This window comes from Streptomyces sp. BR123 (assembly GCF_013401435.1).
In the GTDB taxonomy this organism is placed as follows: Bacteria; Actinomycetota; Actinomycetes; order Streptomycetales; family Streptomycetaceae; genus Streptomyces.
In genome coordinates, this window is the sequence record NZ_JACBGN010000247.1 from 1 (window position 1) to 10575 (window position 10575).

A 10575-nucleotide genomic window follows, 5' to 3' on the forward strand; every position below is an offset into this window, starting at 1 on the left:
CACCCTCCCGGCTCCGGCTCCGCCGGGTGCCCCCGGCGGCCAGGGGCACCCGGCCCCGCCGCCCGCGGGCGGACCTGCCGCCGCGCCCGCGGCGGTGCCGGCTCCCGCCGCCACCCGGGAGCCGTCGGCCGGGCCGGCGGCACCGGCCGCGGACGGATACCCCCTCGCGGGTCCCGAGCCAGGGTGGGCCGCGGCCGCGGCCGCTGCGCCCCGGTCCGCTCCTGCGGGACCGGCGCCGCAGGGCGCGGTGTTCGGCGGCGGCGAGACCCGCCACGACCGCCCGGTCGCCGGCCCGCACTGGGGCGCGGACGAAGCCCCGTACGGCAGCGCGGCCGCAGACCGGGAGGGCCCGTACGGCACCTCGGCCGCGGCCGGGCACGAACCCCGGCGCACCGGTGTCCCCGCCGGGCACGAGGACCCGTACGCGGCGGCCCCGCCCGCGCCGGAGTCCGCGTACGCCGGCGCCCCGCAGGGCCAGGAGAGCCCGTACGGTCCCCCCGCGGCGGGCGGCGAGCCCCCGCGGGGCAGCGGCCCCGCCGTGTACGACGCCCCGTACGGCGGAACGCCCGCCGGCCAGGAGAACCCGTACGGCACGGGCGCCCCGCAGGGGGCCGGCGGGAAGACGTGCGTCGCCTGCCGGGCCGGGCAGGTGGACACCGACGGGTACTGCGAGCACTGCGGGCACGCCCAGCCCCGGGAGCGGGACCACGTCGAGGAGGCGCTGGGCAGCGTGGCCGCAGTCAGCGACCGCGGGCTGCGCCACCACCGCAACGAGGACTCGTTCGCGGTGGCGGCCACCGCCCTGCCCGACGGCTCCACCGCCACCGTGGCCGTCGTCTGCGACGGGGTGTCCTCCGCCAGCCGCCCCGACGACGCGTCGGCCGCGGCGGCCGCCGCGGCCAACGAGGCCCTGCTGGACGCCCTCCCCCGCGGCACCCACCCCCAGGAGGCCATGCACGGGGCCATCCTGGCCGCGGCGGCCTCGGTGACCGCCCTGGCCCCGGAGGTCCCGGGAGCCCAGAACGCCCCGGCCTGCACGCTGGTCGGCGCGGTCGTCTGCGGCGGCCTGCTGACCGTCGGCTGGGTCGGCGACAGCCGCGCCTACTGGGTGCCGGACGACCGCAGCGCGCTCCCCCGCCGTCTGACCGAGGACGACTCCTGGGCCGCCCAGATGGTCGCGGCGGGCCTGATGGGCGAGGCCGAGGCGTACGCCGACGTCCGCGCGCACGCCATCACCGGCTGGCTGGGGGCCGACGCGTACGATCTGGAGCCGCACACGGCGACTTTCAAACCGGACCACGGGGGAGTCGTCGTCGTCTGCACGGACGGCCTGTGGAACTACGCCGAGTCCGCGCTGGAGATGGCCCGGGTCCTGCCCGCGGACGCCGCGTGCCGGCCGCTGCACAGTGCGCAGGTCCTGGTGGGTCACGCCCTCGACGGGGGCGGCCACGACAACATCACCGTGGCCGTGGTGCCGTTCGCGGCGCCGCCCGGCGGGGAGCCGGAGGCCGGCCCGGCCGGCACCGCGCGCACGGACTCGGACACGACCACGGCCACGGACGCGCGCACCGACGCGGAAGCCGAAGCGGAAGCGGCACGCCCCCAGGCCTGACAGGACCGACCCACCTGCCACCTGCCGGCCCGGAACGGGCCGGCTCGGAACGGGCCTGAGCCGATCAGGCGCCGACCGGCCGGAGCCGATCAGGCCCGTTCCGACCGGGTCGGAGCCGGCCCGCTCCCCCGACCCCCTGCTCTAGGAGTCCCCCCGATGGCGAACTTCGCGAAGCCGAGCGCCCCGCGCTTCAGCGTGGAGGTGTACCAGAACGAGTTCCTCCCCGAGGGCGGGAGCGAGGTCCACGCCATCGTCACGGTGACCTCCACCGGCGGGGCCACCGCCACCCGCGCGGCGGCCGGCCGCGGCCCCGCAGCCGTCGTGATCATGGTCGACTGCTCGGGGTCCATGGAGCACCCGCCGGAGAAGATGCGCGGTGCCCGCGAGGCCACCGCCGCCGCGATCGACACCCTGCGCGACGGCACCTCGTTCGCCGTCGTCGCCGGGAACCATGCGGCCAAGGAGGTCTACCCCGGGCGGGGCCGCCTCGCCGTCGCCGGCCCGGCCACCCGCGCGGAGGCCAAGGAGGCCCTGCGCGGCCTCCAGGCGGGCGGCGGCACCGCCATCGGCACCTGGCTCCGCCTCACCGACGGCCTGCTGCGCGGGTCCACGGCCCCCATCCGGCACGGCATCCTGCTGACCGACGGCCGCAACGAGCACGAGGACCCGGCCGTGCTGCGGGCCACCCTCGACGCCTGCGCCGGCCGCTTCACCTGCGACGCCCGCGGGGTGGGCACCGACTGGGAGGTGCAGGAGGTCAGGGGCATCGCGAGCGCGCTGCTCGGGTCCGCCGACATCGTGGCCGATCCGGCGCACCTCACCGAGGACTTCACGCACATGATGGAGAAGGTCATGGGCAAGGAGGTCGCGGACGTCGCGCTGCGGCTGTGGACCCCGGTCGGCGCGGAGATCCAGTACGTCAAGCAGGTGGCCCCCGCCGTCCAGGACCTGACCGGCCGCCGCTCCGGGGCCGGCCCGCGCGCCGGGGACTACCCGACGGGCTCCTGGGGCGACGAGTGTCGCGAGTACCACGTGTGCGTGCGCGTGCCTCCCGCGGCTGTGGGGCAGGAGATGCTGGCGGCGCGGGCCTCGATGGTCCTGCCGGGCCCGCCGGACGGGCAGCCGGCCGTGCTCGGCCAGGGGCTGGTCCGGGCGGTGTGGACCTCCGATCCGGCCGCCTCCACCGCCATCCACCCGCAGGTCGCCCACTACACGGGACAGGCGGAGCTCGCGCAGGCTATCCAGCAGGGCCTCCAGGCACGCAAACTGGGCGATGTCGGCGGTGCCACGGCCAAGCTGGGGCGAGCGGTGCAGCTGGCGAGCGTTTCCGGGAACGCGGACACGGCCAGACTGCTGGCAAAGGTGGTGGATGTGGTCGACGCCGCGGCGGGTACTGTGCGGCTGAAGGCGAAGGTCGCGGATGCCGACGAGATGACTCTTGAAACACGTTCGATCCGGACCGTCCGAGTGAAGAAAATCTGACGAGACCTGAGCAGGCCTGACGCGACGACGCAGGCTGAAGGGGGAAGAGCCGCCATGCCGACCTGCCCGAACGGGCACCAGTCCGCCTCCGACGACTGGTGCGAGGTCTGCGGCCACCGCATGTCTGCCGCCCAGGGCGCGCCCGCCGCGTCCACCGCGTCCGCCGCTCCCTCCTATGGCTACGGCTACCCTCCCACCACGGGCGAGCCGACCGCCCAGGCCGAGCTCTGCCCGCAGTGCCGGACCCCGCGCGAGGCCATGGCGCCCTTCTGCGAGGAGTGCCGGTACAACTTCCTGACGCGGTCGGCGACCTCGTACGCCCCGGCGGGGCAGGAGGCGGGGGCCGCCGCCGTGCCGCCGCCCCCGCCGCCACCGGCTCCCGCCTCGTCGCCGTTCCCGCAGGACCCCTTCGACTACCAGGGCTCGCGGCCGTCCCGGGTGAACCGTCCGGCCGAGCCGCTGCAGCGGGAGGACGACTGGCTGCTGCCGCCGCCGTCGCACGAGCCGCAGCAGGCTCCGCAGCAGCAGTACCGGCAGCCGGAGTACCAGCAGCACCCCGGGTACCAGCAGCCCCACCAGCCTCAGCAGCACACGTCGCCCCAGCCTCAACAGCACCAGGCACAGCGCCACTCCCAGGTCCAGCACCAGTCCCAGCCGCACCCGTCGCGGCCCTTCCCCTCGCAGGGCGGCGGCTCCTGGACCGCTACGATCGGCCCCGACCGCTCGTACTTCCTGGCGATGATGCAGCGCAGCGGCCCCGAGGCGGCCGCCCTCAGCCTGCCCGCCTACTCCCCGGAGCAGCACCTTCCGCTCACCGGCGGCCAGATCACCATCGGCCGCCGCCGCGCCTCCACGGGCGAGTCCCCCGACATCGACCTGTCCGTGCCGCCGGAGGACCCGGGCGTCTCCCACCAGCACGCGGTGCTCGTCCAGCAGCCCGATCTGAGCTGGGCGGTGGTGGACCAGAACTCCACCAACGGCACCACCATCAACGGCGGCGAGGACCCGATCCAGCCCTACGTGCCCGTCTCCCTCTCCGACGGCGACCGCGTGCACGTCGGCGCCTGGACCACGATCACCATCCGCCGGGGCTGACCCCGGCCGCATCGGTTCCGTCCGCCTCCCCCAGGGGCCACACGTAGGGGCCCTGGGGGTCGTCGAGCCACGACCACTGCCCCTCGGCGCTGACCGTCACCCCGAACCGCTCCCGGGCCGGCCGGCCCTCGCCGCGCCACAGGTCCAGGGCCTCCCGGGGGTGCAGGGCGCCCGCGGTCAGCATCAGCATGAACTGGAACCGCTCGTTCTGCACCAGTTCGTACGGGAGTCCGTGCGCGGTCCACGCCCCCGCTCCGGCTGCGGCCCCGGATCCGGGCCCGGCTCCCGGGGCAGGCGCCGCCACGGCGGCCGTGGCCCCGCGCAGCGGGACGAAGTACGCCGCGGTGTGCAGGAAGCGGCCCTCCGCGAAGTCGGCGTCCCGTACGCGCAGCGCGATCAGTCCGGTCGACAGCGGGGCCAGGATCCGCGCCCCGGGACGGCACTGGCCCAGCCACGCGAGCGGGATCGTCGCCAGCGTGCACGTCACCAGGATCCGGTCGAACGGTGCACGGGCGGGGCAGCCGCGCGCCCCGTCCCCGGTGACCACGGTCGGCCGGTAGCCGAGCCGGGCCAGGTGGGACCGGGCGGACTCGGTGATCTCCTCGTCCAGGTCGACGGTGGTGACGTGGTCGTCGCCGAGGCGGTGGCAGAGCAGGGCCGCGTTGTAGCCGGTGCCCGTGCCGATCTCCAGCACGTTGTCCCCGCCGCGCACGTCCAGCGCGTCGAGCATCTTCGCCATCAGGGACGGCTGGCTGCTGGAGGACACCAGCTCGCCGTCGCGCAGCCGGGTCGCGAGCGGCGCGTCCGTGTAGACCCCGCGCAGCCACCGGGCCCGGTGGGCCGGGTCCGGATCCTCGCCCCACAGCCGCTCGTACCCGGCCCCCCGGCCGGTGAAGAACCAGGGGACGAAGAGGTGCCGGGGCACCGCCGCGAACGCCGCCCGCCAGGCGGGGTCCTCCAGAACCCCGGCCGCGGCCAGCTCGCGCACCTGGGCGGCGTGCGCGGTGGCCGACAGGTCCCGCGCCTCGGTGTGCTCGGGCCGCGCGGACCTCGCGGACCTCGCGGACCTCGCGGACCTCGGAGTATGTGCGCCCATGGCTCCACTGTCCTGCGGCGGCCCCCGGGAAGCGAACCGTGGTCCGCAGCCGGTCCGCCGGGGTCCTAAGACCTCCGTCCTCCGTCCGGGTGTCTGAGACGATGGTCGGGTGAATGAGATTCCGCGGGACACGCTTCAGGAGCAGACCTTCTACGAGCAGGTGGGCGGCGAGGAGACGTTCCGCCGTCTGGTCCGGCGCTTCTACGAGGGGGTGGCGCAGGACCCGCTGCTGCGCCCGATGTACCCGGAGGAGGACCTCGGACCCGCCGAGGAGCGGTTCGCGCTGTTCCTGATGCAGTACTGGGGCGGCCCGAACACGTACAGCGAGAACCGGGGCCACCCGCGCCTGCGGATGCGGCACTCCCCCTTCCGCGTGGACGCGGCCGCGCACGACGCCTGGCTCTCGCACATGCGGGTCGCGGTGGACGAGCTGGGCCTGGCGCCGGAGCACGAAGCGCAGCTGTGGCGGTACCTGACGTACGCGGCCGCGTCGATGGTCAACACCGCGGACTGACCGACCGGGCCGACGGCGTCGCGCGCCCGCGCCCGTACCGGTCCTGCGCCTGCCGTGTGCGCGGGCCCGTGCAAGCGGCCGTACAGGGGCCTCCGTACGAGCGCCCGCGCCGGGCCCGTACGGGGCACCGGCCCACCGGTCCCGGTACACCGCGCCTCCTCCAGGGAACCTTTCCGCCGGACCGAACCGACGGAGATTGGAGGTCCCATGTCCGAGGAGACGACCGAAGCGGTGGCTCCCAAGACCGACGCGGACGAGAAGGCGTTCGAGCGTGCCGTGGCAGCCGGCCAGTCCGGCGCTGCCCCCGGCCGCATGGACAACTCGAGCCCGAAAGAGGCCCTGACCCGGCCCGACGGAAGCCCCGCTGCCCGCCGGCAGCCGGGCGGAGAGTAGGAGCATGCCATGCCGCTGAGGTTCAAGAACCACCACGACCGCGAGATCTGGGCGATGTTCGAGCGCTACCAGCCGAACTGCTCCTCCAGCAGCAACTGGTTCAAGGCGGGCTGGTGGAAGATCGCCCCCCAGCAGAGCGTCGTCGTCTACGGCGGTAACCCGCAGGCCGACAATCCCATCTGGTACTGCTACGCGTTCGACAACAACGGCACCGAATGGCGGGACAAGTACCAGGAGTCGGTCCCGCACAAGGCATTCGAGTGGTGTTCGAACGTGTCGGACTCGACCTGCCGGACGATCCTCATGACCGAGTTCACCGTGACCTCCCCGGACCACACGATGAACTTCCGGTAGGAGCCGCTCCTCCGGACCGACGCCGACGCGATCCGCCCGCTCCCGCTCCCGCAGTCGGCGGGGCGGGGCGGGCGGACCGTCGCAGCACTAGACGGGACGGACCTGGAGCGCGCCGAGTCCGGCCGCGCCGCCGGGGCGGCGCAGGGCGATCGAGCCGTACGGGGTGCGCAGGCGCAGCCAGCCGCCGGCCGCGAGCAGTGCCACCGGGTCGGGCGCAGCCGCGGGCGCGGGCCCGGCGGGCCCGGCTGCGACGGCGGAGCGGACGGGGCGCAGGAAGCCCAGGGACTGCGCGGCGTGCACGGCGCGCAGCGGGAGCTCGGTGTCGCCGAGCGTCCTGGACCAGATGTCGCGGCCGATCCGGTCCCGCTCGGACCGGGTGCGGTGCTGTGGGGGCAGGGCCTCGTCGCGGGCCCGGAACTCGGCGACCGCCTCGGCCACGGCGGCCCGCATCGCCTCGGGGCCGGGCATCCCGGGAAGCTGCCGCCAGCCGCCGCGGGGCGGGAGCACCCCGGCCCAGGGCGGGCCGGTCACGGCTGCGGGAACGACCGCGGCCGCGGCGCCCTCGTCCACGGATTCCAGCAGTTCACCGGCGGACACGGTGACGTCCAGCGGTGTCCCGACGGGCGCGGCGAGCCGCACCGTGCGGATGGCCAGGACGTCGAACGACGGCGGCCGTCCGAAGACGGCCAGCGCGCCGCCGCCCGCCTGGAGGCGGACCGCGGCGGCGCGGTCGTAGTGCACCAGCCGGCCCAGGAAGGCGGCCAGGTCGGCCGCCTCCCCGGAATCGGCGAAGCGCAGCTGCCCGGTCATGCCGCCAGGCGCCCTTCGGAACGCTTCGCGGACGACCCCTTGGGGGCGGGCTCGTCGAGGTACTCCTCCAGGAAGCGGCGCTCCTCGTCGGTGATGCGGCGGGGTCGCCCCTCGGCGAGGTTGTAGGGCACGACGACGGTCTCGGCGCGCACGTACACCGTCTCGGGCCGGTCCTCGGCCGCCTCGTCCTTGACCTCGTAGCGGATGGTCAGGGACGCGGCGCCGATCCGGGTCACCCAGGACTCGATGAGCACCGGCTCGTGGCGGTGGACGAGGGGCAGCTTGTAGTCGATCTCGTGGCGGGCGACGACGGAGCCGCCCGTGAACGAGTCGCTGCCCTCGCCCGGTGCCAGGCGGAACATGAAGTCGATCCGCGCCTCCTCCAGATAGCGGAGGAAGACGACGTTGTTGACGTGCCCGAAGGCATCCATGTCCGCCCAGCGCAGGGGGCACCGGTAGTGATGTCTGGCCATTGCCGACTCAGCCCCGGGTGAGCTTCTTGTAGGTCGCGCGGTGCGGACGGGTCGCGTCCGGGCCGAGCCGCTCGATCTTGTTCTTCTCGTAGGACTCGAAGTTGCCCTCGAACCAGAACCACTTCGAGTCGCCCTCGTACGCCAGGATGTGCGTGGCGACCCGGTCCAGGAACCAGCGGTCGTGGGAGACGACCACGGCGCAGCCCGGGAAGTCGAGCAGCGCGTTCTCCAGCGAGGACAGGGTTTCGACGTCGAGGTCGTTCGTCGGCTCGTCGAGGAGCAGCAGGTTGCCGCCCTGCTTGAGGGTGAGCGCCAGGTTCAGGCGGTTGCGCTCACCGCCGGAGAGCACGCCGGCCGGCTTCTGCTGGTCCGGGCCCTTGAAGCCGAAAGCGGAGACGTAGGCGCGGGAGGGCATCTCGACCTGGCCGACGTTGATGTAGTCCAGCTCGTCCGAGACGACCGCCCACAGGGTCTTCTTCGGGTCGATGTTGGCGCGGCCCTGGTCGACGTAGGAGATCTTGACGGTCTCGCCGACCTTGATGTCGCCGGCGTCCGGCTTCTCCAGGCCCTGGATCATCTTGAACAGCGTGGTCTTGCCGGCGCCGTTCGGGCCGATGATGCCGACGATGCCGTTGCGCGGCAGGGTGAAGGACAGGTCGTCGATGAGGACCTTCTCACCGAAGGCCTTGGAGAGGTTGTTGACCTCGACCACGATGGAGCCCAGGCGGGGGCCCGGCGGGATCTGGATCTCCTCGAAGTCCAGCTTCCGCATCTTCTCGGCCTCGGCGGCCATCTCCTCGTAGCGGGCCAGACGCGCCTTGGACTTGGCCTGGCGGCCCTTGGCGTTGGAGCGGACCCACTCCAGCTCTTCCTTGAGGCGCTTCTGGCGCTTCTCGTCCTTCTTGCCCTCGACCTTGAGGCGCTCGGCCTTCTTCTCCAGGTACGTGGAGTAGTTGCCCTCGTACGGGTGGGCGCGGCCGCGGTCGAGCTCCAGGATCCACTCGGCGACGTTGTCGAGGAAGTAGCGGTCGTGGGTGACGGCCACGACGGCGCCCTTGTACTGGGCCAGGTGCTGCTCCAGCCAGTTCACGGACTCGGCGTCGAGGTGGTTGGTGGGCTCGTCGAGGAGCAGCAGGTCAGGGGCCTCCAGCAGGAGCTTGCAGAGGGCGACGCGGCGCTTCTCACCACCGGAGAGGGTGGTCACCGGCCAGTCGCCGGGCGGGCAGCCCAGCGCGTCCATGGCCTGCTCCAGCTGGGCGTCGAGGTCCCAGGCGTTGGCGTGGTCCAGGTCGTCCTGGAGCTTGCCCATCTCCTCCATCAGCTCGTCGGTGTAGTTGGTCGCCATTTCCTCGGCGATCGCGTTGAACCGGTTGAGCTTGCCCTTGATCTCCGCGACGCCGTCCTCGACGTTCTCCAGGACCGTCTTGGACTCGTCGAGCTTGGGCTCCTGCATGAGGATGCCGACGGAGTAGCCGGGCGCCAGGAAGGCGTCACCGTTGGACGGCTGCTCGAGGCCCGCCATGATCTTCAGGACGGTGGACTTGCCGGCGCCGTTCGGGCCGACCACGCCGATCTTCGCCCCCGGCAGGAAGTTCAGGAAGACGTCGTCGAGGATCACCTTGTCACCGTGCGCCTTGCGCGCCTTGCGCATGGTGTAGATGTACTCAGCCAAGAGAAACCGTCCGGCAGATCGATGGATGGGCAGATACACCCCATAGTGCCAGCCGTCCACCCCGGGGCGGAAACCCGTATGGTCAGCGCCCCTGATCAGCGGCGCAGCGGCCGTCGGCCGGGATCGGCGGCCGGCCCCCGGCGCCGGTCGCGGTACACGGTCAGCGCGCCCGGGAGGTTGTCGAGGCGGAGCGAGCCGGGGGCCGGGGCGTACTCGCCGTCGTACGCGAGCGGGGTGCCGGGCGGGATCGCGCCGATGCTCAGGCTGCGCAGGCGGGTGGCGGTGTGCACGGGGGACCGCGAGAGCGGCCCCGCGAGCGCCGCGGCCAGGAGGCGGGGGCCGGGGCGGCCGCCGCCGTGGACGACGCGGACGTCGAGCAGGGCCTCGCCGAGGCCGTCCCGGCGGCGCGGGGCCGCACCGGTGCCGTGGTAGGTGCCGTTGCCCGCGAAGAGCAGCCAGACGCTTTGGGGCCGCCCGGCCAGCCGGAGCCGTACGGGACGCTGGGTGCGCAGCACGCGCCAGGCGGCCAGCAGTGCGGCGGGCAGGTACCCCAGCCGCGGCTCCCAGCGCAGCCGGTACCGCAGCAGCTCGGGGTAGACCCCGATGCTGAAGGTGTTCAGGAAGTACCCGGCCCCGTCGCTCCCGCCCGCGTCGGTACCGCCCTCCCCGGGGCCCTCGGCGGGGAAGCCCGCGCCGTCCGCGCCGTCCCGCCGCTCCCCGGCCGCGGTCGCGCCGCCCGCGACCGGGGCCACCCCGCCGAGCGGGGTCCCTGCCCCGGGCAGGGGCCCTGGCCCGAGCGGCAGCCCCGACCCCGCCGGCGGCACCGGTCCCAGCGGGGTCACCGGTCCCAGCGGTCCCAGCGGGGACGGCGGTCCCAGCGGGGACGCCGGATCAGGCAGGGGTGCCGGCCCCGGTGGTGGCACCGGACCGGGCAGCGGCCCCGGGCCGAACGGCGGGACGGGACCCGGCGGGCGCATCGGCCCCGGCGGGGACGCCTGATCGGGCAGGGGCTCCGGACCCGCCGGAGGGGTCGGACCGGATGGCGGGGCGCCACCGGGTGGCGGAGATGCCGGG

Annotated in this window: 11 protein-coding genes; 6 read left to right on the forward strand and 5 right to left on the reverse strand. The window is 74.4% G+C overall.

All coding sequences use genetic code 11. From position 1 onward, the window contains the following. Window positions 1-94 precede the first annotated feature (94 nt). The 3 genes from HYE82_RS38505 (at window position 95) to HYE82_RS28200 (ending at window position 4189) form a co-directional block, all read left to right on the forward strand. A complete protein-coding gene (locus tag HYE82_RS38505; RefSeq protein ID WP_309144474.1) occupies window positions 95-1612 on the forward strand; it encodes a serine/threonine-protein phosphatase in 1518 nt (505 codons plus the stop codon). A gap of 156 nt (window positions 1613-1768) precedes the next feature. Then, window positions 1769-3094, forward strand: coding sequence for a VWA domain-containing protein (locus HYE82_RS28195; protein WP_179176990.1), 1326 nt, complete (start codon window positions 1769-1771; stop codon window positions 3092-3094). Between the two features lie 54 nt (window positions 3095-3148). Further along, window positions 3149-4189 (forward strand): FHA domain-containing protein, encoded by a 1041-nt coding sequence (locus tag HYE82_RS28200; RefSeq protein WP_179176991.1) that lies wholly within the window; start codon window positions 3149-3151, stop codon window positions 4187-4189. Here the strand turns inward: HYE82_RS28200 and HYE82_RS28205 are convergent. Beyond that, window positions 4170-5285, reverse strand: coding sequence for a methyltransferase domain-containing protein (locus tag HYE82_RS28205; RefSeq protein ID WP_179176992.1), 1116 nt, complete (start codon window positions 5283-5285; stop codon window positions 4170-4172). The two genes, HYE82_RS28200 and HYE82_RS28205, sit on opposite strands and share 20 nt — an antisense overlap. A gap of 109 nt (window positions 5286-5394) precedes the next feature. On the opposite strand from HYE82_RS28205, the gene HYE82_RS28210 reads away from it, so the two are divergent. From HYE82_RS28210 to HYE82_RS28220, 3 genes are all read left to right on the forward strand, one after another. Then, complete coding sequence (locus HYE82_RS28210; protein WP_179176993.1) at window positions 5395-5799, forward strand: globin; 405 nt, start codon at window positions 5395-5397, stop codon at window positions 5797-5799. A 207-nt stretch (window positions 5800-6006) separates the two neighbouring features. Next, complete coding sequence (locus tag HYE82_RS28215) at window positions 6007-6192, forward strand: hypothetical protein (protein WP_179176994.1); 186 nt, start codon at window positions 6007-6009, stop codon at window positions 6190-6192. 9 nt (window positions 6193-6201) lie between these two features. Next, complete coding sequence (locus tag HYE82_RS28220; RefSeq protein ID WP_179176995.1) at window positions 6202-6546, forward strand: DUF1036 domain-containing protein; 345 nt, start codon at window positions 6202-6204, stop codon at window positions 6544-6546. An 87-nt stretch (window positions 6547-6633) separates the two neighbouring features. Here HYE82_RS28220 and HYE82_RS28225 read toward each other — a convergent pair whose 3' ends face one another. The 4 genes from HYE82_RS28225 to HYE82_RS28240 all read right to left on the reverse strand — a co-directional run bounded on the left by HYE82_RS28225 (window position 6634) and on the right by HYE82_RS28240 (window position 10253). Continuing rightward, window positions 6634-7356: a hypothetical protein gene (locus HYE82_RS28225; RefSeq protein ID WP_179176996.1), complete on the reverse strand. Its 723-nt coding sequence runs from the start codon at window positions 7354-7356 to the stop codon at window positions 6634-6636. Then, window positions 7353-7829 carry a thioesterase family protein gene (locus HYE82_RS28230; RefSeq protein WP_179176997.1) on the reverse strand — a complete coding sequence of 159 codons (477 nt, stop codon included), beginning with the start codon at window positions 7827-7829 and terminating at the stop codon, window positions 7353-7355. Before HYE82_RS28230 ends, HYE82_RS28225 begins: the two co-directional genes overlap by 4 nt. A gap of 7 nt (window positions 7830-7836) precedes the next feature. Beyond that, on the reverse strand, window positions 7837-9501 hold the full coding sequence (gene ettA / locus HYE82_RS28235; RefSeq protein WP_179176998.1) for an energy-dependent translational throttle protein EttA: 1665 nt from the start codon (window positions 9499-9501) through the stop codon (window positions 7837-7839). Window positions 9502-9596: 95 nt separating this feature from the next. Continuing rightward, on the reverse strand, window positions 9597-10253 hold the full coding sequence (locus HYE82_RS28240; RefSeq protein WP_179176999.1) for a diacylglycerol kinase family protein: 657 nt from the start codon (window positions 10251-10253) through the stop codon (window positions 9597-9599). Window positions 10254-10575: the final 322 nt, after the last annotated feature.

Coding starts and splice junctions, on each gene's coding strand:
- HYE82_RS28220 (WP_179176995.1), top strand. CDS start 6,202: ATGCCGCTGAGGTTCAAGAACCACCACGACCGCGAGATCTGGGCGATG.
- HYE82_RS28225 (WP_179176996.1), bottom strand. CDS start 7,356: ATGACCGGGCAGCTGCGCTTCGCCGATTCCGGGGAGGCGGCCGACCTG.
- HYE82_RS28215 (WP_179176994.1), top strand. CDS start 6,007: ATGTCCGAGGAGACGACCGAAGCGGTGGCTCCCAAGACCGACGCGGAC.
- HYE82_RS28195 (WP_179176990.1), top strand. CDS start 1,769: ATGGCGAACTTCGCGAAGCCGAGCGCCCCGCGCTTCAGCGTGGAGGTG.
- HYE82_RS28205 (WP_179176992.1), bottom strand. CDS start 5,285: ATGGGCGCACATACTCCGAGGTCCGCGAGGTCCGCGAGGTCCGCGAGG.
- HYE82_RS28200 (WP_179176991.1), top strand. CDS start 3,149: ATGCCGACCTGCCCGAACGGGCACCAGTCCGCCTCCGACGACTGGTGC.
- HYE82_RS28230 (WP_179176997.1), bottom strand. CDS start 7,829: ATGGCCAGACATCACTACCGGTGCCCCCTGCGCTGGGCGGACATGGAT.